The sequence below is a fragment of the Hyunsoonleella sp. 2307UL5-6 genome, assembly GCF_047345485.1.
Taxonomy (GTDB): domain Bacteria; phylum Bacteroidota; class Bacteroidia; order Flavobacteriales; family Flavobacteriaceae; genus Jejuia.
In genome coordinates, this window is record NZ_JBLFEN010000001.1 from 662,322 (window position 1) to 683,395 (window position 21,074).

Genomic DNA, 21,074 nt, shown 5'->3' on the forward strand with positions numbered 1-21,074 from the left:
ATTTCTAAAAAACTTGAGCATCCTAAAATTGAAAATAAATAAATTCTTGTTGTTCTCCAGTAAAACTAAACATTAAAACAATAATTAAAACATAAAACAACCAACGCAAGGGCTTATTTAAAGCATCTATATTAGCTATAGCATATTCTCCTCGTCTTCCTAACCATTCAATCCATGTAAAAAATAATACTAAAAGTAAAATAGTAGTTGGAAATATCTGAAAATTAGAAAATAGTGATGTATTAAAAATACCCTTCAAAAATAGTAAAGCATGTGTTACAGAATCTGCTCTAAAAAATACCCAGGCAATCAATGTTAAAAAAAATGTTGCAGACATTTGAAATATTTCTTTAATATTAGGCAGAATACTACTCATTGCAACTATATCGGTATTTACTCTATTTTTGTTAGTTAGCATTAATGGTAAAAAATAAATAGCATTTAAAGCACCCCAAACAATAAATGTCCAATTTGCACCGTGCCAAAAACCGCTAACTAGAAAAATAATAAATGTGTTTTTTATTTTCATACTAGTACCACCTCTACTTCCACCTAAAGGAATATATAAATAATCTCTAAACCAAGTAGATAGAGATATATGCCATCGTCTCCAAAATTCGGCTATATCTCTTGAAAAGTAAGGAAAAGCAAAGTTTCGTTTTAAATCAAAACCAAATAATCTAGATACACCTATTGCTATATCTGAATAACCAGAAAAATCACCATAAATTTGAAATGCAAAGAAAAACGCACCGAGTAATAATGTACTACCCGAATAATCCTGATAATCGTTAAAAATTATGTTTGCATATTTAGCACAGTTATCTGCTATGACTACTTTTTTAAATAAACCCCATAAAACTTGGCGCATTCCATCTACAGCTAAATCATATGAAAATTTACGTTTGTTGTAAAACTGAGGCAATAAGTTAGTGGCACGCTCTATAGGGCCAGCAACTAATTGAGGAAAAAAACTAACAAATGCCGTAAATGCTATAAAATCTTTTGTTGGCTCTAACTTTTTATTATAAACATCAATAGTATAGCTTAACGTTTGAAATGTATAAAAACTTATCCCAACTGGTAATATGATTTTTAATGTGTTTATTTCTAAAGGTTGTCCTAATAATGTAAATGAGTCTACTAAACTTTGAACAAAAAAATTATAATATTTAAAAAAACCTAAAAATCCTAAATTAACACAGATGCTTACCCACAATAGAAATTTACGTTTAGTTTTAACTTCTGTCTTTTTTAAAAGTAGCCCAATAGTATAGTCGACAAGTGAACTAAATGCGATTAAAGAAAGAAACCTCCAATCCCACCAGCCATAAAATATATAACTAGCAACTGCTATAAGTAAATTTTGAGCCTTTAAATATTTAGCTGTAACAAACCAATATAAAACAAATACTATTGGTAGAAATACAAAAAACTCTATAGAATTAAACAGCATATAAAGTAAATAAGTAGGTTATTTGGGTTATTTTAAAAACTTGGTAAATATCTTTTAACCCAATAAGTAAATCAAAAATTTTCTATGAATTACATAATTAATACCCTAATAAACATAACTAGCAACATATCAATAGATAAAAACCCCATAAAATGGGGTTTTTGTATTATAGTTGTAAATAATAATATTACAATTCATTAAAAATTGAATGCATTAATCGTTTTTTATCATTTATACTTTCTTCAAGAGAAATCATTGTTTCAGTTCGGTAAACGCCCTCTATTTCATCAAGCTTAAATATTACTTCTTTGGCATGTTCTGTATTTCTAGCTCTAATTTTACAGAAAATATTAAACTTACCTGTAGTAATATGTGCTACTGTAACAAAAGGAATTTCGTCTATACGCTCTAAAACAAATTGAGTTTGAGATGTATTATTTAAATAAACACCAACATAGGCTATAAATGAATAGCCTAATTTTTTATAATCTAACGTTAAAGAAGAACCTCTAATAATCCCTGATTCTTCCATCTTTTTAACACGTACATGAACAGTCCCTGCTGAAATTAAAAGTTTTTTAGCTATATCAGTAAAAGGTATTCTTGTGTTATCAATTAACATATCAAGAATTTGATGATCTATTTCGTCTAATTTAATTTTCCCCATAATTCGATTTTCTTAAATATAAATCAAAATTAATACATTTTCATTAATAATTACGCACATTTACTGCATTTTATTTTGATAAAAATACGATTTTCTCATTATTCAATTTTACGCAAACGTTTTCGTAACCAATTTCTAATGTTTCTTCGTTAATACCTGATAAAAATTGCCCTTTAGCATGTATTTCTTTGTGTGCGTAATAATTTGATAAATCCCCTATTTTCACTAAAATTGGCATGAATTGTATTTGCCCATTATTTAAACGTTCTTCAAATTGAAATGCCATATCTTTCGATACTTTTGTATTTATATCTACAATAGCATTTCTAATAATAACATCAAAAAATAACTTTCGGTTTTCTGGAATAATGGTGTAAGACTCATAATTATCACCTATAATATTATTATTAGCAATGTATGATAATGATGTTATGTAGGACATATAGATAAACTCTCGTGTTTTATCTCTAGCATAGTCATCAGCATAATGTCCAGCCTCAAACAATATTGTCGGACAATTTTCGCTTTGAAACGTATCTCCAACGCAATTAATATTAAATGCATCATCATAAACGCCTACTTGATTTGGTATCACTTTTTGTAAACAAGTATTCATTTCTGCTATTATTTCCATAGCAATTTTTCGAGTAGGTGTAATAGAACATTCCTCATCTTGCGCTGGAGCCAAAAACGATATTGTAGCAGATTTATTTGTATTTCCAGCACTAAAAATGGTGCGCTGCCCGTGGAGGTTAAAACAAAAATCTGGATTAAAACTCTCAAAAACTTGCCTTAAAACTTTACTTTCTGGCTGTGTTCTATCTTTAGCGTCTCTGTTTAAATCTATACTATTTGCATTTACTCTGGTGTATGCTTTTGCACCATCAGGATTTAAAATTGGAATGATACAAAGTGTACATTCTCTTAAAATTATATCTGTAATTGATGCATTGGAAATACAAGTATTTAATAAATCAAAAATTGCTTTTGTAGTGGTAGATTCATTACCATGCATTTGAGACCACATTAATATTTTTTTAGTACCGTCTCCAATTTTAATTGAAAAAATATCTTTATTTAAAACTGACTTACCAACAGTTTCCACTTTAGCAAAATCTTTAAATTTTGAAACTAATGGCTCAATATTTTTATTGGTTATGTACCTATTAAAAAGTGAATTTTCTTTGTACGTTTTAAACAGTGTTTGCAAATCTTTAACTTCCATACGTTTTATTTGATGTACAAAAGTAAACATTTCGATTTTTACAATTGTAAACACCATGTTTTATTTGTTTTGTATAGTTTGGTAAACACTATCTCATCTAAATTCTTTAAAACACTTTCTGTTTTTACTTCAAAATTATTAATTTAAAATAAAATATTTAATATCAGTTATTTAAATTAATTTATATAAACTAAAAGATTAATATTATAAAATATAAAACAATAGTTTTAAATAGAATTAAATACAATTTGTTACATTTGTAACATCAAATCTTTACACACAATAGTTTACAATGATAAACAGTGATAAATTTATAAAAAGGCTTCAAAAAGTCATTGAATATTACGGTGAATCAGCGTCTTCTTTTGCCGAAAAAATAGGTGTTCAACGCTCTAGTATTTCGCATATATTATCTGGAAGAAACAAGCCCAGTTTAGAATTTGTTTTAAAAGTTTTATCTGCTTTTCCTGAGGTAGAATTATATTGGTTATTAAATGGTAAAGGCACTTTTCCTAAAACTATATTAGAAGAAAACACACCACCTACTCCTATCATTAAAAATATTACAAAAGAAATTATTACACCTAAACCTTCGCACCAAAAAACAATTGATCGCATTGTTATTTTTTATTCTGACGGAAGCTTTGAAAACTTCGAAAAATAAACTTGTAGTTTGTAGCTTTGCATTAAATATCTTTGAAATGCAAAAAATACCACTAGTACTGTTTTTATTTATTTTTACATCGTGCTACCAAGTAGAACGCAATTGTAAAAACTACAAAACGGGTCATTTTATAAGCGAATCAGTTTTAAATGGAGAAACTTACAAATCTGAATTTATACGCACAGGAAGTTTACAAATTGAAACCTACCAGGACCACGAAGACTCATCTGAAGTGCGCTGGATAAATAATTGTGAAGTTATTTTTAAAACCATAAACCCAAAAAACATGGCCGAACGTAAAGATGTGCATCTGAAAATACTAACCACAACAGATTCTAGCTATACATTTGAATACTCCTACGTAGGTGAAATTAATAAAGCTAAAGGTACTGCTTACAAGAAAAACTAATCAAAAGGGTACAAAAACGACTCTACAGTGTTAAACTCAATAGTTTTATCGTTATTCACAAAATAGGTTACAAACACTTCTCCCCAGTACTCACCATCTGAGAAATCTGCCACAATCCATTTATGATTTAACAATTTAACTGTATTGATAAGGATTTTTCTGCCTTCAGAAGATGCGTATGGCACTACAGGATGTTGCCCACTCACCTCATTTGTACTATAAATTTCATCTTTAATCATTGGTATTAATGCACTTACATCATAACCGTCTTTTTCAAAATAACTAATTGCATCTTCATTCCGCTCTAAATTAAAATGTGATTGTTTAATTATTTCCTCGTTAAGTATTTTAATAGAATCGGCTAATCGTTTTACTTTGGTTTTAGCAGTATTCAATTTTATATTTCGGTCTTCAATAATACGTTTTGCACTAGCATATTGAAATACTACTAGCAATAACGTAAACACAAACAGATACATGAAAATTCTTTGTTTCATCTTTTAAATTGATATTATTAAATTATCATACGCCAAAAACACGTTTTCAGGCAGTTGTTTTTCCACCTCAGCATGAAACCCCAACAAATGACTAATATGCGTAAGATATGCGCGCTCTGGTTTTATATCGTCTATAAAGGCTAAAGCCTCTTCCAAATTAAAATGAGAATAGTGAGAATCTACCCTAAGTGCATTTACAACTAGTATTTTTACACCACGAATTTTTTCTTTTTCTTTTTCAGACATATACTTAATATCTGTAGTATAGCAAAAGTCATTGAAACGAAAACCAAAAACCTTTAATTTAGCATGTAATCCTTTAACAGGCACTACCTCTATATCTTTTAAAACGAATGGTTTATTTTTTAACTTAAAAACATCTACCGATGGTGCACCAGGATACTTATTCTCAATTTTAAAAATATAATCAAAACGCTTTTTTAGTGATTTTACAACACGTTTATGAGCAAATATCGAGATATTACCTTGTTTAAAATAAAAAGGTCTTATATCGTCTAATCCCAATACATGGTCAGAATGTTCATGCGTAAATAAAATACCATCTATTTTTTGGCAACCAGATCGCAGCATTTGTTGCCTAAAATCTGGACCACAATCTATAACATAGGTATTATCATCCCATTCAATTAAAACCGATGTTCTCAAGCGTTTATCCTTACTATCATTACTAAGACAAACAGGATGTTTACTCCCAATTACAGGAACGCCTTGGGATGTGCCAGTACCTAAAAATGTAATCTTCAAAATGCGCGTTTTACTGTACAAAAATAAGGCTATTTTTTTTGTAACCTATGGTTATTTGGTATCTTTACAAAAAATCGTATTAACCTATAAAGCTTATGGAAATTAGCATACATGGTGATAGAGAATTTGATGATATTCCTTCATTAAAATCTAAAGCCCTTAAAATAAATCTTAATCAGAATATTTACGGCACTTTCGCTGAGATTGGTGCAGGACAAGAAACTGCAAGACATTTTTTTAGAGCCGGTGGCGCCTCAGGAACCATAGCCAAAGCAATGTCTGCCTATGATAAAGATTTTAGTGATGCTATTTATGGTATTGAAGACGACAGGCGTTACGTTACCGAATCTAGACTACGCAAAATGCTATCTCATGAAATGGCGTTAATGGAGGAACGTATTACCCGCGATGAAAATCCTGATAAAATTTTCTTCACCTACGCCAATACTGTTGCCACTATAGATTTTGCAAAACAGTTTAAAGGCCATGGATGGGTTGGTATTAGATACCAAGTAGAAGCTGGTGCCGAATACAATGAAATTATATTGCACGTAAGGTTTAAAGAAACAGATGCAAGACTACAGCAAGAAACCTTAGGTGTTTTAGGAACTAACTTGATTTATGGAGCGTTTTACAAATATAATGAACCTAAAAAGCTTTTAAGATACCTGTATGACCATTTGGATAAAGATCAATTAGAAATAGACACCATTAACTTTTCTGGCCCTGTATTTAAAAATGTAGACAACCGCTTAATGAGTTTACAGCTGGTAAAAAATGGCATGACAGATGCTGTTGTTTTTGGACCTGATGGCAATAATGTTTTACCTGCTAGAATTTTTTATAAGAAGAATATTTTAGCACTTAGAGGTAGTTTTAGACCCGTTACCAAAGTAAATATGGCTATGTATAAAAAGTCATACGAAATGTTTATTGCAGAGAACAAAGTTGATGTTAAAAAAACTGTAGTTGTTTTTGAAATTACCCTATCCAACCTAAGAGCTGAAGGAAAGATAGACGAACAAGATTTTATAGATCGTGCAGATTTACTTTGCGCTCTAGGACAATCAGTTATGATATCTAACTTCCAAGAATACTATAAGGTTGTAGAGTACTTTTCTAACTACTCTAAAGCACGAATGGGACTAGCCATGGGTGTAAGTAATTTAGTGGATATTTTTGATGAGAAGTATTATCGCCATATAAGCGGTGGAATTCTTGAAGCTTTTGGAAAATTATTCTTTAAAGATTTAAAAGTATACTTATACCCAATGTTTGATCCTGAAACTGGTGAACTTATTAATAGTGAAAATCTTAAGGTTTATCCGCGTATGAAAGAGCTTTATAAATTCTTTAAATACAATGGAAAAGTTATTGATATTGAGGAATATGATGAAAGTATAATGAATATTTTCTCTAGAGAAGTGCTGCAAATGATAGAAACTGGAGCACCAGGTTGGGAAGGTATGCTACCTGAAGGCACTGCAGATTTAATTAAAGATTACAGGCTCTTTGGTTACACACGACGCCCTTTAAAGCCTTTAACATTAAGACGAAGAACAAACGCAAAAAAGTAAAAAAAGAGCCAAACGGCTCTTTTCTTTATTTATGATATGTTAGTATTATATACTAAGCATCAAGTATTTGTGCTGCATGCGCTTTAGTTTTTACTTTGGCAATTACATCTTCTATAATACCGTTTTTATCAATAATAAAAGTAGTGCGATGAATACCATCATACTCCTTACCCATAAACTTTTTTGGCCCCCAAACACCAAAAGCGTTAATTACCGCTTTGTCTTCATCTGCCAATAACGGATATTGAAAACCATACTTGTTTTTAAAATTAGATTGACGTTTAGCACTATCTGCACTTACACCCAATATGTCATACCCTTGCGCTTGAAAACGATCAAAATTATCATTTAAATCGCATGCTTCGGCTGTACAACCAGGAGTACTAGCTTTAGGGTAAAAGAAAATAACTAACTTTTTCCCTTTGTAATCACTTAACTGCACTGTATTTCCTTGCTCGTCTAAAGCTTTAAACTCTGGAGCATTATCACCTACTTTTAATGTTGTCATAACCATTATTTTGTTTAATTCTTTTATAACTTTGTTTTACAAAAATACAACCAAATGACTAAACAAGAAAGTGTAGACTTTGTTATAAAAACGTTAAATGCTATTTATCCGCATATTCCTATTCCTCTAGATCATAAAGACCCATATACTCTACTAATTGCTGTTTTACTATCTGCGCAAAGCACTGATGTCCGCGTAAATAAAATTACACCGTTACTATTTGAAATTGCTGATAATCCGTATGATATGATAAAGCTATCTGTTGAAGAAATAAGAGATATTATTAAGCCCGTTGGCTTATCACCTATGAAAAGTAAAGGTATTTATGGTTTATCAAAAATTTTAATAGAAAAGCATGACGGCAAAGTACCACAAAGCTTTGAAGCTTTGGAAGAACTTCCAGCCGTGGGGCACAAAACCGCAAGTGTTGTGATGTCTCAAGCATTTGGAGTGCCAGCATTTCCTGTAGACACGCATATTCATCGCCTTATGTACCGTTGGAATTTAACTAATGGTAAAAATGTAGTGCAAACTGAAAAAGACGCCAAACGCTTATTCCCAAGAGAATTATGGAACGATTTGCATTTACAGATTATTTGGTACGGACGCGAATATTCTCCTGCCCGCGGTTGGGATTTAGAGAAGGATGTAATAACTAATACTATTGGGAGGAAATCTGTAATAAAGGCGTACTTTAAAAAGAAAAAATCCTGATTTTAAATCAGGATTTTTTAATATCAATTAAGAAGCATTTCGTACTTCTCATGTTTTCCTTTTACAACCTTTAAGGCTTTTGAGTAATTTAAAAGAAACTGTATGGTTTCATCCTTAGGCTTCAGGTTTTTTTGTTTTTTAAAAGAATTTTCAGAGTAAATTTTTGCCATTTTATCATTTTAAGGGTTAATTCAAAATAATAACGCAACAAATTTTTTTATATTGTATAGCCTGAATTTTAAAGCTAATAAGTACGGGCACTGCTTATTTAAACTAGCTAAAAACTTTAAAATATATAACTTAACGCATAAAAACGATGTTACCGCATTAGGGATTGCAGTGAAAAGCCCACAGCGAAGTTTTTACGAAGCGAGGACTTGCAACGTAAAGCCCGACCCGAGCACGTGTTTTACATTAAACTTTATAATGTGTCATCTCGGGGAATGCCCAAATACTACACAACACAATGTTGTGATTAGTTGGTTAAAACGATATTATGCTTATCAATGATTTTACGTAAATTAATTAACGCATAACGCATTCTACCTAGCGCGGTATTGATGCTAACGCCAGTACGGTCTGATATTTCTTTAAAACTCATATCTTTATATATACGCATAAGTAGCACTTCTTTTTGGTCGTCTGGCAACTCGTCAACCAAACGTCTTACATCGGTTTCTACTTGGGCTTTAATAATAGTTTTTTCAGCATTTAAAGCACTGTCACTTAAAACAGAAAATATGCTAAATTCTCCTGAATTATCAAATTTTGGCATTCTATTGCTTTTTCTAAAGTGATCGATAACTAGATTATGAGCAATTCGCATCGTCCATGGTAAAAACTTACCTTCTTCATTGTATGCGCCTCTTTTTAAGGTGCGTATCACTTTAATGAAGGTATCTTGAAAAATATCTTCAGCGATATCCTTATCATATACTTTCGAGTAAATGAAGCTGTAAATACGTTGTTTGTGTCTTTTAATAAGTGTTTCTAGCGCACTTTCATGTCCTTTAATATAATTGCTAACTAGGGTAGCGTCTGTGATAAGTTCTTTTTGCATAATATTTACTTTTAATGCACGAAGTGATACTTCGAGACTTTGGGGTTATTCGTTTTTTAAAAGTAATATTATACTATAGACGCGTGGTTTTAAGAATTATTAACACTTCAAATATAACAACAATCGTTCCTAAAAAGCAAAATTAATATGTTTTTTTAACATTTTAGTTAACTATACTTCATTTTTAATGCTCATATAGTTGTAGTATCTTTGCAAGATTATTTCCTTAAAAACCTATGAATACTGCACTTTCTGATGTAAACCCTAAAAAAAATATTATTATTAAAGGTGCTAAGTTGCACAACCTTAAAAATATTGATGTTGTAATTCCTAGAAATAAACTCGTGGTAATTACTGGTTTATCAGGCTCAGGAAAATCTAGTTTAGCCTTTGATACGCTCTACGCTGAAGGCCAACGGCGTTATGTAGAAAGCTTATCTAGTTACGCACGCCAGTTCTTAGGCAGACTACATAAACCAAAAGTAGATTACATAAAAGGGATAGCGCCTGCTATAGCTATAGAACAAAAGGTAAACTCTACCAACCCGCGATCTACAGTTGGTACAACCACTGAAATTTATGATTATTTAAAATTATTATTTGCAAGAGTTGGAAGAACATTTTCTCCTGTATCTGGTGAAGAGGTTAAGAAAAATACGGTTGCAGATGTGTTAAACCACATCATGACATTTTCTGAACGTGAAAAACTACTCCTCCTCGCTCCTATTTACTTAGAAGAAGGTCGTACAATGGCTGATAAGTTAAAAACATTAAAACAACAAGGGTATGCTAGGATAAAAGTAAACCAAGAGGTTGTTAGAATAGACGCTATAAAAACAACGCCAGAGGATGCTTCAGTTTTATTAGTTGTAGATAGAATTATAGTAAAACACGAAGAAGATTTTAAAAACCGATTAGCAGATGCCATACAAACTGCCTTTTTTGAAGGTAAAGGCGAATGTATAATTGAAAGTTTAGAGGATAATAAACAGCATACGTTTAGTAATAAGTTTGAACTAGATGGTATATCGTTTTTAGAACCTAATGTACATTTATTTAGTTTTAACAACCCCTACGGCGCATGCCCTAAATGTGAGGGTTATGGGGATATTATTGGTATAGATGAAGATTTAGTAATACCAAACACGGGGCTTTCGGTGTATGAAAATGCTATTTTTCCATGGCGCGGTGATAGTATGAGTTGGTATAAAGACCAATTGGTTAATAAGTCTCATAAATTCAATTTCCCTGTGCACAAACCTTATTTTAAGCTTACTGCTGCACAAAAACAATTAATTTGGGAGGGAAATCAATATTTTGAAGGTTTAAACTCTTTTTTTGCAGAATTAGAATCTAAAGCCTACAAAATTCAAAATCGGGTAATGCTTTCGCGCTATCGCGGAAAAACAAAGTGTAAAACCTGCAATGGCAAACGTTTGAGATCCGAGGCTAATTACGTAAAAATAAACGGTGTTACTTTAACAGATTTGGTAGAAATGCCTATTAAAAAGTTAATTCAGTTTTTTAATAAATTAAAACTTAATGACTATGACACACAAATAGGAAATCGCCTTTTAAAAGAAATAAATAATCGCTTATCGTTTTTAGGCAATGTTGGCTTAGATTATTTAACACTAAACCGAAAATCTAACACACTATCTGGTGGCGAAAGCCAACGTATAAACCTTGCGACCTCTTTAGGCAGTAGTTTAGTAGGTTCCATGTATATTTTAGATGAACCTAGTATTGGCCTACACCCAAAAGATACTGAACGATTAATTGCAGTATTACAGGCGTTAAAAGGTTTAGGTAATACCGTTATTGTAGTTGAGCACGATGAAGATATCATGAAAGCTGCAGATAGTATTATTGATATTGGACCCGAAGCTGGCACATTTGGTGGAAAAGTAGTTGCTAAAGGCACTTATGATGAAATTTTAGCATCTCACTCTTTAACTGCGCAGTACTTAAATGAAACGCTAAAGATTGAAGTTCCTAAAAAAAGAAGAACATCAAAATACCATATAAATATTACCGGCGCTAGGGAGAATAACTTAAAAAATATTGATGTTAGTTTTCCTTTAGAAATGCTTACCGTTATTACGGGCGTTTCTGGTAGCGGCAAAAGTACTTTGGTGAAAAAGATTTTGTTTCCGGCATTACAAAAAAAGCTTACAGATTTTAGTGATAAAGCTGGTCAGTTTTCTGAATTATCAGGTAATTTTAGTGTTATAAAACATATAGAGTTTATTGATCAAAACCCTATCGGTAGGTCGTCTCGCTCTAACCCTGTTACGTATATTAAAGCCTATGATGATATTCGCGCTTTATATTCTAAACAAAAATTAAGCAAAATTAGAAACTACCAAGCAAAACATTTTTCGTTTAATGTAGATGGTGGTCGATGTGAAACTTGTAAAGGTGAAGGTGAAGTAACTATTGAAATGCAATTTATGGCCGATGTACATTTAGAATGCGAAACCTGTACTGGTAAACGCTTTAAAAAAGAAGTGCTAGAAGTTACATTTGCAGATAAAACCATAGATGATATTTTAAACCTAACTATTGATGATGCTGTTGCGTTTTTTAACACTAATGGGCAAGATAAAATTAAAAACAAATTACAACCCTTGCAAGATGTTGGTTTAGGGTACGTTACTTTAGGCCAAAGCTCCTCTACCCTTTCTGGTGGTGAAGCGCAACGTATCAAACTTGCCACATTTTTAGGCAAAGGCAATACGAAAGATAAGGCTTTATTTATTTTTGATGAACCCACTACTGGATTGCATTTTCATGATATTCAAAAATTATTAAAATCGTTTAATGCGTTGATTGCTAAAGGCCATTCTATCATAGTAGTAGAACACAATTTAGAACTCATTAAATGCGCTGATTACATTATCGATTTAGGACCTGAAGGTGGTGAAAACGGTGGGAATTTAGTAGCTCATGGTACACCTGAAGACATTATAAAAGTAAAAGCCTCGGAGACTGGGAAGTATTTGGCGGAAAAACTTTAACTCATGGAAAGTTTAGAATTAGAGCACATTAAACAAAATGTATCTACTAAACCCCTTGTTCATGGTGGCGCTAATTTTGAAACTCATATTTTAACTAAAACCAATACAGGTTATACGTTTAAGCCTTCTACATTTTATGCTATTTTTTGTGGAATCTTTGGCACAGTAGCTTACGGTGCCTTATTGTATGCCATCTATCAATTTACACAAACGGGAAACTTACTTTTTTTAAATAAAATAATTTCTTGAAACGAACTACCCTCGCGTCAGAGCTATAGAGGTATTTCGCTCGTTTCATTTTTGACTTTTTGGTCAAAAAACCGAAATTATGTTATTTAGATCCCGAAACAAGTTCGGGATGACAATTTCAACGGAAACCCCGACGCAGAGCGTCGAGGAATTCTTTTCGATTAAAAACCCAATACCATCTATAGTGCTTTCTATTTTTTTATTGCTGGCAACGTACTTTTGGTATTATTTTTCTCTCCCATTACTTTTAACAGTAATACAAACCAATTTTACAGAGGCCTTAACATACCGCTTATCAAAAGAAAAAAGAAAATTATTAATTTTAATAGGATAGTAGCATTACAAATTATTGGTGAGCGTGTAAGTAGTGATGATGGAAGCTACCAAAGTTTTGAGCTTAATTTGATCCTAGATGATACTACTCGAATAAATGTTGTGGATCATGGAAACCTAAAAAATTTAATTACTGATGCACAAACTTTAAGTGAATTTTTAAAAACTCCTATTTGGCACGCTAAATCTAAAAAAAAGATACTTTAGTAAAACAAAAAAGCAAACAAACTTAGCAACACTAGTGTAATTGGAGTTACTATAGAAAGAAATACAAAAGAGGCTATAGTACTTTTAAAAACACTTTTCATCCACCTTTGATGGTAAAAACGTTTTAATGCTATTATTAAATATATAAAAGTAGATAGCATAATTAAAAAATCTAACCAATCGGGTAAATCAAAAATAAAATTGATCCCCAATATGATACTAAATACAGTGAATAAAAACGAAAAGTAATAAAAGCTGAATACCAAATGATGCGTATAACTACCCTTTTTTAAATGTAATACCTTTAAAATAAACGCGAAAATGGGCAATAAAAAAAACATAGCTAAAGGTATTGTATCATAAAACGCTTGAAGTATGCTGCCGCCTTTCCTTGATTTATAAAACTTTAAAGCCTGTTTATATAAGCGTTTTTCCCAATAACCTGCATTAGTACTCATACCCATTTCTTTAAAAATCATATCATCAGTTGCCCCTAAAGCAATTAGAGAGTCTACAGATTGCGTATTAAAATCAAAAGAAGCGATATCATTCTTTTCAAAATCATCAGCTAAAACCAAAGAATCTATTTTAGCATCAGTAAAACCTGTTAAGTATTTGTTTTTTATTAAACGCTCACGAAGTTCACTTCTAGCTACAGAATCCTCAACCCTATTTTTTATAAATCTCGCTTCTAAAATAGAATCTCTAACGCGTTTATCATCAATCTTACTAATTATAGCATCTTCTTTGATAGTTTTAGCTAGTTTTTCATCTAAAGTTCTCACCTGATTTCTCTGTACAAAAGAGAACATAAAGAAAAACACTACTGCAATAAAAAGATACATCTGCGCGGGGTGTAGATACAGTAATCGCTTACCTTGAATAAACTTAGCTGCTAAAAAACCTGGTTTTAAAAGTAGAGGCAAAAAACTCTTAAAGAATCTAGCATCAAAAGAAAAGTAATTACTAATTGTATTATAAAATAACACTTTTACGGTAAGCTCATCTTTAGCCTGCTGCCCACAATACGGACAAAAACTAAACGCTTTATTAAATTGTTTTTCGCAGTTTTTACAGGTTTCTAGTCTTTTTGCCATATTATAAATTATACAAAGTTAAATTTAAGAAAAGATTAAAGAATTATAAAATGTTTAAGTTTCTAAATATCAGCATTTTATATTTTTTGGCACGCTGTTTGTTTATCATCTAGTGTTAAATATTAAAACACACAATTATGAAAAAGTTTATATTCTTATTAGCAGGTTTGATCCTCGGAGGATTTACTGCTACAGCTACAACAAGTAATGCATACGATAATACCGTGTCAACATATTACAGAGGTTACGGCAACTCTTTCATATTTGTTGAAAATGGTATTGAGTTTTCGATTTTCCCTGACGGACAATTTGATTTCAATATTTTGAGACATCAACCAAATTTAGCTATTTCAGCTGGTAATCGTAATGCTAATATTACGTTTAATTCTGGCTTTAATTATAATGCCTATGTACAGTATGATGAGTTTGGTGCAATTATACAAATTGAAAATACACCTGTATTTTACGATTTTTATGGACGCGTGGCTCAAGTTGGGAACATCAATGTTTTTTATAACAATTTTGGACGCATAAACCGTATTGGAGGATTATATGTACACTATAACAGATTTAACAGGTTTACTCACCATACTGGATTTATTAATAGATGGAATCGTTCTTATGTTTTCAGACCATGGCATAATTTTTACAGTGTACCAGTTTTTAACCACTGTGTAGTTTTTAACAGACCTTACAGACAGTTTTATACACCTACAAGATATGTTTACAACAGACCTTTTAGAAACAATTATAGACCAAGAACAGCAATTGCTAGCAGAAGAGGTAATGCTGTAGTAAGAAACAGAAATTATGCTACCGTAAATAGAAGCGCTAGAAATAGAACTAAAGTGAATAACATTTCAAACACAAGACGATCTATTAATAGAGATAATGTTTTAAAGAATACTAATTCTAGAAGAATTGCTAGTACTAACGATAGGAACACAAAAAACAGAAGTATTAATAGAAGTAATACTAGGGTTGAAAACAGAGGTAATAGCACCGTAAGACGTGAGAGTTCTTCAAATAGTAGAAACGCTGATTATAGAAATAGAGGAAACAATAACACTGTTAAGAAACAAGCTAACAGTACTGTTAGACAAAATCCGAGAAGAAGTTCTTCTCAGCAAGTTACGAGAAATAGAAGCACTACAGTTGTAAAAAAACCGAAAGCAAATAATACTCGTATATATAAAAGAAGTAGCACAAATAGAAGTACTGGACAAACGGTGAATAGATCTTCTAGAAGCACACAAAAACCTGCTTCACGTGTTATAAAAAATACAAGACAAACAAATTCTAGAGCAACGCAAAGTAGAAGCACATCTAGAAGTAATAATACAACATCTAATTCTACTCGTAGAAGAAGATAAATAAATTTTTGGTTGGTTAGTTGGAAAGCCCTGCGACATGTATGCCTCAAAGCAACATCGTGGGGTTTTCTTTTTAGTTAAAACGTTTTCTTATAAACTTAAGTAATACATCATTAATATCTTCTGACAATTTAAGCCTAAAGATTAATACGCTAAAGACTATAGAAACAATTAAAGACTTTATAGCAATATTTATAATTGGATTAAAATTAAAATCCCAAAAATATCCAGCTAAAACCAACACCATCAATAAAACACCAACTTTTATGGTGTTTACACTAAATGGTGTTATTTTAAAAGCCTTATAAACAAATAAAAGCTTAAGCGTGTTGTACAAAAATATAGCAATACATGTTGCCATTGCTGCACCTTCTAGCTCATAAAGAGGTATTAAAATTGTATTTAAAAATACCATAATTGCAACAAGAGCTACACCTAACATTAGTACTACCCTATAATAATCGCTATTAAATAATATCGCGTTATTACTGCCTAAAAGAGAATCGTACAGTTTAGAAACACTAATTAATAAAACGACATATAAACCCGCTCTATAATCGTCATCAATTAAATAATACAATTGGTTAATATTAAGAACTATTAATAGAAATACTAATCCTCCAATTATAAATAGATTTAACGAACTACGTTTATACAAATCCTCTAAACTTTCAAAATCGTTATCATTTAAATATTTAGCCGATAATGGCAATAAAATTTGATGCATTGCCCGTTGGGGTACTGCAATTACTGCTGCTATAAATATGGCAACATTATAATATGCTACATTTTCTATAGCTATATATTTACCTAACATTACTTTATCAATATCTAAAAGAACGGTTGCTACTGAGCCTGCTATAATAATTAATATTGAATATTTTAAAATATTGTTTAACCCTCTAACCTTTTCAAATACTATAATTGGTGGTTTTATATTAAAGGCATAAAGCATCATTACTAGTGTTCTAAACAAGTACACCAAAACTAAACCTATCATAAAAGCCTGTAAATCTAAAACTTCAAAATACAAAAAGATTAATAAAATCATAGCACCTACACGATGAAACACCTCTCTCATAAAATTACCAAAAACAGTTTGCATATGTACTTTTACCCAGGCATAAAATACCTCAAAATAAGCCAGTGCTATTGCTACAAAAAAGGTATGCCACACGTAATCTTTAATAATGGCATTTTCAGAAGAAAGAAAATCTGCAATAACCTCATAACTTAAATACGTAATTATACCTGCTGGAAAAACGACAACTAAAGGCAAAAACAACATTAAAGTTAAAAAGCTAAATATGGAAATTCGTGTTTTAAAACTAGAATAAAATTTCACTATTGTATTGTGAACCCCAAATGACATTAACGGCATTAACACGTAAGCTGCAGAAAGCATATATCCTACCATGCCATAGAAATCATCGCTCATAAAATTTGTATAGAGAAACAATGTATTTATTGCTCCTATTACAAATCCTGAATATGTGGAGATAATATTTTTTAAGGATTGTGAAACTACAATTCCCATAATAGTTGGGATAAGGTATTAGTTAAAGATTTTCTATGATACTTTTGGAGCCCTATTGGAAACGATTTTAAATTATTTGCTTTAAATGCATTATAATATTCTAAGATAGTATTTTTTAAATTTTCATAGGTGTCATATTCAAAATAAGCACCTGTATTGGTTTCTTTTAAAATAGTTTCAACATCAGAGTCTTTAGGGCCAATAGCAATAATAGGTCTATTAGACACCATATATTCAAACAATTTACCTGGTATGATACATTTGGTTTCTTCTGAATTTATTTCAATTAATACTAATACCTGAGATTGCTTTTGATATTTAATTGATTCTGAATGAGAAACATATCCTATCTTGTTTACATAATCAGTTAATTTATAAGTATTGATACTTTCAAGTACTTCATCACTAACATAACCTACCAAATTTAATTGAAAATCAGCTTTAAAATTATCATGTTCTATAAGCAATTCAGAAAGTGCTTTCCATAGTATTTCTGGGTTACGCTTAGACAATAAAGACCCAATATGAGCTAAAGTGAATTTATCATCTAATACAGTTACATCAGCTACTTCATTATCATAACCATTTGTAATAACTGTAATGGGTTGATGGGTTATCGTTTTAAATTCAGATTTAGTAACAGACGATGTTACTGTAACATAATCTGCCTTTGATAACACCTGATTTTCTAAAGATTTATGTTTTTTAACTGATGAAGCTGTTAGTTTAAGTTGCTTGTGGTAGCCAATAGTTGTCCAAGGGTCTCTAAAATCTGCCAACCATTTTACATCCAATTTTTCTTTTACGTTTAAGCCTATTAAGTGCATACTATGTGGCGGCCCTGTAGTTATAATAGTATTAATATCTTTTTTAGGCATATAGTCTAATAAAAAAGAAGTAACTGGTGCAACCCAACCCACTCTAGCATCGGGAATAAAAAAGTTGCCTCTTACAAAAAGCATTGCTTTTTCTAATAAAGATTGCTTTTTTTGAGTGTTGATAATCCCTTTACTAATCGTATTCGTTTTTCCTTTTGAAAAAATACTAGCTAATTTATAGGGTTCTGAAATTGGTATTTTAATAACCTCTACACCTTTTGAAATTTCTGCTTTTAAACTTTCGTCTACAATAGGATAGTTGGGGTTTTCTGGAACAACAACAACAGGATCAATATTAAATTCAGGTAGGTATTTAACAAACTTAAGCCATCGCTGTACACCAGGACCTCCTGCTGGTGGCCAATAATACGCAATTATGAGTACTTTTTTACGCAACTTGTTTTCGTTTCTTAAACTCGTAGAATATACCGCTTAAAATTAGAATAGCTAGAAGTACAGAACTACCTAAAGCGATAGAACTTCCTGTTTTTACAACATCAGGGTCAAATCTAAACTCTACAACATGCGCTCCTGCGGGTATTTCCATACCTCTTAAAATATAATTTACCCTTTTAAAACTTACTTCTCTTCCATCTATAGTGGCTTTCCATCCTTTAGGATAATATATTTCAGAAAACACAGCAAAACCAGTATTGGTATTATTCGTTGTATACTTTATATAATTTGGTTGATAGTCTACAACATCAATTACAGCAGTAGAATCTACTTTAAAATTTAATTTTAAATCTGAAGGATAATTTGTAACAACAGCAGCTATTTTATTATTTAAACTATCTAAAAGTTTTATCTCTTGGTTTGCTGAGGGAACTTTAATTATGTTTTCAACAAACCAAGCATTACCATTAGCATCATCATTCACATAAGGAAATATAGTTCCTTTTTCATCTTGTGCGATAATATACTTTGTATTCAACATATTAAGCACATTGATATTATTTTGAGATACGTACCAATCAAATACTTCTCTATAACGCTTTAACTCAGCAGCATTGTAACCATTTAAAGAATTATGGAAATACGATGGTTTTGATGGTCCCGAAACCAAATCGAACACTCTAAAATGAGTTGTATCATTCTTAATTTGTTTATCAACTTCATTTGCTGTAAATGGTTTAGACATTTGTATAGATGCTACAAAATCATCTTCGTTTACATATCGCCTATTCACCCCAACCAAGTCAAATAAAATTAAAATAGCAAACCCAAAAATCACCCATTGCTCTTTTATCTTTTCCTTTAAATAACCAAAAATCAATCCTGCAGATAGCAAAACTAACAGTAATGATCTTAAGGTATCTATTGTAAAAATTGATTTTCTATCTTCTTTTACAGCTCTTATAAAATCTTGTCCTAGTGCTTGTATGTAACGCCCATCATTAGCACCAACAAAATCGAACATTGAACGCCCAAATACTAAGAAAACTAAAGCTAAACCACCCGTAATTGCCAAAGCGTATTTTAAAGCTTTAAGCTTTTCTTCTCCTTTATTAAAATCATTGAATAACCTAACCAATCCAAAAATACCTAATACAGGAATACAAAGTTCTAGAATAACTTGAATAGAAGTTACTGCTCTAAATTTGTTGTAGAGTGGCACATAATCAATAAAAAAGTCTGTTAATAGACTTAAATTTTTTCCGTAGGAAAGTAAAAGCGAAAGTATTGTTCCGCCTACAATCCACCATTTTAAACGTCCTTTTACTAAAAACAAAGCAAAAACAAATAAAAATAGAATTACTGCGCCAACATAGGCAGGCGCTTCAACTATAGGTTGCTGCCCCCAATACGTAGGCGCGTTTTCTGCTTGGTCTAAAGCTTGCGCTGGCGATGCGCCTAATTTTCTAACAGCATCATATACATTAGAATCTTTACCTAAGTTCTCTCCATTACCACCTCCCATAAAACGAGGTATAAACAAATTAAAAGTTTCCCAACCTCCGTAGCTAAATTGCGTAATGTAATCTTTGTCTAATCCAGAAGTTATCGCCTTTGTAGAACCATCAGGCTTAATAGTTAATTCACTTTTACCTCTTGTACTATGTTTAACATACTCTTGTGTGGCTAATACATTTGTAGCATTAAGCCCAATGGCTAAAACAACGGCTCCAACTAGTATAGCTATAGATAAAAAATAATGCTTAAGCATTTGTTTTTTATAAGCGTCTATTATATATACAATACCCAAAACTACAACTAGTAGTAACAGATAATATGTCATTTGAAAATGATTTGCCACTAGCTCTAAACCCATAGCAATTGCAGTTAATAAAAACCCTAATACATACCGTTTTTGAAATACCAGAAGAATACCGCTTAAAACTAAGGGCATATAAGCTATAGCGTGCGCTTTACTATTGTGCCCTACGCCTAAAATAATTATTAAATAGGTTGAAAAACCAAAAGCTAAAGCACCCAATGCTGCAAGTTTAAAATCTACCTTTAGTACTAACAGTAAAACATAGAAGCTTAGTAAATACAGAAACAAATAATCTGCTGGTCTTGGTAAAAAGCGTAAAACAGCGTCTAATTTTTTAATATAATTATGTGGATATCTAGCACCTAATTGGTACGTTGGCATGCCCGCAAAAGCACCATTTGTCCAGTACGTTTCTTCTCCAGTTTTAGCTTTAAAATCCTTTTGCTGCTTAGACATACCAATGTATTGTACAATATCACTCTGGTATATTTGTTTGCCTTGAAGTATAGGATTAAAATAAGCAATTGATACAAGTACAAAGCCTAATAAAACAAGTAAATGCGAAAGAGATTTTTTGAATAAAAACTGCATGAAAAAAAATTAAAACACTAAGCGATGAA

The 21,074-nt window shown here is 31.4% G+C and carries 20 protein-coding genes; 8 read left to right on the forward strand and 12 right to left on the reverse strand.

What is annotated here, in order from left to right; translation table 11 throughout:
- Positions 1-22: 22 nt before the first annotated feature.
- The 3 genes from ACKGJY_RS02930 to ACKGJY_RS02940 form a co-directional block, all read right to left on the reverse strand.
- Entirely contained in the window at positions 23-1,456 is a 1,434-nt protein-coding gene (locus tag ACKGJY_RS02930; protein WP_413972347.1) for an MBOAT family O-acyltransferase, read from the reverse strand.
- Between the two features lie 187 nt (positions 1,457-1,643).
- Positions 1,644-2,123 carry an Lrp/AsnC family transcriptional regulator gene (locus ACKGJY_RS02935; protein ID WP_413972348.1) on the reverse strand — a complete coding sequence of 160 codons (480 nt, stop codon included), beginning with the start codon at positions 2,121-2,123 and terminating at the stop codon, positions 1,644-1,646.
- A gap of 70 nt (positions 2,124-2,193) precedes the next feature.
- Positions 2,194-3,405 (reverse strand): M14 metallopeptidase family protein, encoded by a 1,212-nt coding sequence (locus tag ACKGJY_RS02940; protein WP_413972349.1) that lies wholly within the window; start codon positions 3,403-3,405, stop codon positions 2,194-2,196.
- Positions 3,406-3,640: 235 nt separating this feature from the next.
- Between ACKGJY_RS02940 and ACKGJY_RS02945 the strand changes: the two genes are divergently transcribed.
- Both ACKGJY_RS02945 and ACKGJY_RS02950 read left to right on the forward strand, forming a co-directional pair.
- Positions 3,641-4,012: a helix-turn-helix domain-containing protein gene (locus ACKGJY_RS02945; RefSeq protein WP_413972350.1), complete on the forward strand. Its 372-nt coding sequence runs from the start codon at positions 3,641-3,643 to the stop codon at positions 4,010-4,012.
- Between the two features lie 37 nt (positions 4,013-4,049).
- Positions 4,050-4,421 (forward strand): DNA topoisomerase IV, encoded by a 372-nt coding sequence (locus ACKGJY_RS02950; RefSeq protein ID WP_413972351.1) that lies wholly within the window; start codon positions 4,050-4,052, stop codon positions 4,419-4,421.
- Here the strand turns inward: ACKGJY_RS02950 and ACKGJY_RS02955 are convergent.
- Together ACKGJY_RS02955 and ACKGJY_RS02960 are read right to left on the reverse strand one after the other, a co-directional pair.
- Positions 4,418-4,918, reverse strand: coding sequence for a hydrolase (locus ACKGJY_RS02955; protein WP_413972352.1), 501 nt, complete (start codon positions 4,916-4,918; stop codon positions 4,418-4,420). The two genes, ACKGJY_RS02950 and ACKGJY_RS02955, sit on opposite strands and share 4 nt — an antisense overlap.
- Positions 4,919-4,921: 3 nt before the next feature.
- Entirely contained in the window at positions 4,922-5,683 is a 762-nt protein-coding gene (locus ACKGJY_RS02960; protein ID WP_413972353.1) for an MBL fold metallo-hydrolase, read from the reverse strand.
- Positions 5,684-5,778: 95 nt separating this feature from the next.
- On the opposite strand from ACKGJY_RS02960, the gene ACKGJY_RS02965 reads away from it, so the two are divergent.
- Positions 5,779-7,260 carry a TonB-dependent receptor gene (locus ACKGJY_RS02965; protein WP_413972354.1) on the forward strand — a complete coding sequence of 494 codons (1,482 nt, stop codon included), beginning with the start codon at positions 5,779-5,781 and terminating at the stop codon, positions 7,258-7,260.
- Positions 7,261-7,312: 52 nt separating this feature from the next.
- Here ACKGJY_RS02965 and bcp read toward each other — a convergent pair whose 3' ends face one another.
- On the reverse strand, positions 7,313-7,768 hold the full coding sequence (gene bcp, locus ACKGJY_RS02970; RefSeq protein WP_413972355.1) for a thioredoxin-dependent thiol peroxidase: 456 nt from the start codon (positions 7,766-7,768) through the stop codon (positions 7,313-7,315).
- 54 nt (positions 7,769-7,822) lie between these two features.
- On the opposite strand from bcp, the gene ACKGJY_RS02975 reads away from it, so the two are divergent.
- Positions 7,823-8,482: an endonuclease III domain-containing protein gene (locus ACKGJY_RS02975; RefSeq protein ID WP_413972356.1), complete on the forward strand. Its 660-nt coding sequence runs from the start codon at positions 7,823-7,825 to the stop codon at positions 8,480-8,482.
- 23 nt (positions 8,483-8,505) lie between these two features.
- Here ACKGJY_RS02975 and ACKGJY_RS02980 read toward each other — a convergent pair whose 3' ends face one another.
- Both ACKGJY_RS02980 and ACKGJY_RS02985 read right to left on the reverse strand, forming a co-directional pair.
- Positions 8,506-8,652 carry a hypothetical protein gene (locus tag ACKGJY_RS02980; protein ID WP_413972357.1) on the reverse strand — a complete coding sequence of 49 codons (147 nt, stop codon included), beginning with the start codon at positions 8,650-8,652 and terminating at the stop codon, positions 8,506-8,508.
- A 305-nt stretch (positions 8,653-8,957) separates the two neighbouring features.
- Positions 8,958-9,542, reverse strand: a complete 585-nt coding sequence (locus tag ACKGJY_RS02985; protein ID WP_413972358.1) for an RNA polymerase sigma factor — start codon at positions 9,540-9,542, stop codon at positions 8,958-8,960.
- Between the two features lie 236 nt (positions 9,543-9,778).
- Here ACKGJY_RS02985 and uvrA point away from each other — a divergent pair, with 236 nt between their 5' ends.
- The 3 genes from uvrA to ACKGJY_RS03000 all read left to right on the forward strand — a co-directional run bounded on the left by uvrA (position 9,779) and on the right by ACKGJY_RS03000 (position 13,351).
- Positions 9,779-12,562, forward strand: a complete 2,784-nt coding sequence (gene uvrA / locus ACKGJY_RS02990; protein WP_413972359.1) for an excinuclease ABC subunit UvrA — start codon at positions 9,779-9,781, stop codon at positions 12,560-12,562.
- Between the two features lie 3 nt (positions 12,563-12,565).
- Positions 12,566-12,811, forward strand: a complete 246-nt coding sequence (locus tag ACKGJY_RS02995) for a hypothetical protein (RefSeq protein ID WP_413972360.1) — start codon at positions 12,566-12,568, stop codon at positions 12,809-12,811.
- Positions 12,812-13,030: 219 nt separating this feature from the next.
- On the forward strand, positions 13,031-13,351 hold the full coding sequence (locus ACKGJY_RS03000; RefSeq protein ID WP_413972361.1) for a hypothetical protein: 321 nt from the start codon (positions 13,031-13,033) through the stop codon (positions 13,349-13,351).
- Here the strand turns inward: ACKGJY_RS03000 and ACKGJY_RS03005 are convergent.
- Entirely contained in the window at positions 13,348-14,448 is a 1,101-nt protein-coding gene (locus ACKGJY_RS03005; RefSeq protein ID WP_413972362.1) for a DUF3667 domain-containing protein, read from the reverse strand. The two genes, ACKGJY_RS03000 and ACKGJY_RS03005, sit on opposite strands and share 4 nt — an antisense overlap.
- Positions 14,449-14,585: 137 nt before the next feature.
- Here ACKGJY_RS03005 and ACKGJY_RS03010 point away from each other — a divergent pair, with 137 nt between their 5' ends.
- The gene (locus ACKGJY_RS03010; protein ID WP_413972363.1) at positions 14,586-15,821 is read left to right on the forward strand and encodes a hypothetical protein; all 1,236 of its coding nucleotides are present in this window, start codon (positions 14,586-14,588) and stop codon (positions 15,819-15,821) included.
- A gap of 73 nt (positions 15,822-15,894) precedes the next feature.
- Here the strand turns inward: ACKGJY_RS03010 and ACKGJY_RS03015 are convergent, their stop codons facing one another.
- The 3 genes from ACKGJY_RS03015 to ACKGJY_RS03025 are packed head-to-tail and all read right to left on the reverse strand — an operon-like array spanning position 15,895 to position 21,045.
- A complete protein-coding gene (locus ACKGJY_RS03015; protein WP_413972364.1) occupies positions 15,895-17,358 on the reverse strand; it encodes a lipopolysaccharide biosynthesis protein in 1,464 nt (487 codons plus the stop codon).
- Positions 17,346-18,632, reverse strand: coding sequence for a glycosyltransferase family 4 protein (locus ACKGJY_RS03020; RefSeq protein ID WP_413972365.1), 1,287 nt, complete (start codon positions 18,630-18,632; stop codon positions 17,346-17,348). The genes ACKGJY_RS03015 and ACKGJY_RS03020 overlap by 13 nt, the downstream gene beginning before the upstream one ends.
- Positions 18,625-21,045, reverse strand: coding sequence for a YfhO family protein (locus tag ACKGJY_RS03025; protein WP_413972366.1), 2,421 nt, complete (start codon positions 21,043-21,045; stop codon positions 18,625-18,627). The genes ACKGJY_RS03020 and ACKGJY_RS03025 overlap by 8 nt, the downstream gene beginning before the upstream one ends.
- Positions 21,046-21,074 lie beyond the last annotated feature (29 nt).

What these genes read in the sequence shown, in the direction of transcription:
- ACKGJY_RS03005 (WP_413972362.1), bottom strand. Translation starts at nt 14,448, where the DNA reads ATGGCAAAAAGACTAGAAACCTGTAAAAACTGCGAAAAACAATTTAAT.
- ACKGJY_RS02940 (WP_413972349.1), bottom strand. Translation starts at nt 3,405, where the DNA reads ATGGTGTTTACAATTGTAAAAATCGAAATGTTTACTTTTGTACATCAA.
- ACKGJY_RS02985 (WP_413972358.1), bottom strand. Translation starts at nt 9,542, where the DNA reads ATGCAAAAAGAACTTATCACAGACGCTACCCTAGTTAGCAATTATATT.
- ACKGJY_RS02935 (WP_413972348.1), bottom strand. Translation starts at nt 2,123, where the DNA reads ATGGGGAAAATTAAATTAGACGAAATAGATCATCAAATTCTTGATATG.
- ACKGJY_RS03025 (WP_413972366.1), bottom strand. Translation starts at nt 21,045, where the DNA reads ATGCAGTTTTTATTCAAAAAATCTCTTTCGCATTTACTTGTTTTATTA.
- ACKGJY_RS02950 (WP_413972351.1), top strand. Translation starts at nt 4,050, where the DNA reads ATGCAAAAAATACCACTAGTACTGTTTTTATTTATTTTTACATCGTGC.
- ACKGJY_RS02995 (WP_413972360.1), top strand. Translation starts at nt 12,566, where the DNA reads ATGGAAAGTTTAGAATTAGAGCACATTAAACAAAATGTATCTACTAAA.
- ACKGJY_RS02975 (WP_413972356.1), top strand. Translation starts at nt 7,823, where the DNA reads ATGACTAAACAAGAAAGTGTAGACTTTGTTATAAAAACGTTAAATGCT.
- bcp (WP_413972355.1), bottom strand. Translation starts at nt 7,768, where the DNA reads ATGACAACATTAAAAGTAGGTGATAATGCTCCAGAGTTTAAAGCTTTA.
- uvrA (WP_413972359.1), top strand. Translation starts at nt 9,779, where the DNA reads ATGAATACTGCACTTTCTGATGTAAACCCTAAAAAAAATATTATTATT.
- ACKGJY_RS02930 (WP_413972347.1), bottom strand. Translation starts at nt 1,456, where the DNA reads ATGCTGTTTAATTCTATAGAGTTTTTTGTATTTCTACCAATAGTATTT.
- ACKGJY_RS02955 (WP_413972352.1), bottom strand. Translation starts at nt 4,918, where the DNA reads ATGAAACAAAGAATTTTCATGTATCTGTTTGTGTTTACGTTATTGCTA.
- ACKGJY_RS03015 (WP_413972364.1), bottom strand. Translation starts at nt 17,358, where the DNA reads ATGGGAATTGTAGTTTCACAATCCTTAAAAAATATTATCTCCACATAT.
- ACKGJY_RS02945 (WP_413972350.1), top strand. Translation starts at nt 3,641, where the DNA reads ATGATAAACAGTGATAAATTTATAAAAAGGCTTCAAAAAGTCATTGAA.
- ACKGJY_RS02965 (WP_413972354.1), top strand. Translation starts at nt 5,779, where the DNA reads ATGGAAATTAGCATACATGGTGATAGAGAATTTGATGATATTCCTTCA.
- ACKGJY_RS02980 (WP_413972357.1), bottom strand. Translation starts at nt 8,652, where the DNA reads ATGGCAAAAATTTACTCTGAAAATTCTTTTAAAAAACAAAAAAACCTG.
- ACKGJY_RS03010 (WP_413972363.1), top strand. Translation starts at nt 14,586, where the DNA reads ATGAAAAAGTTTATATTCTTATTAGCAGGTTTGATCCTCGGAGGATTT.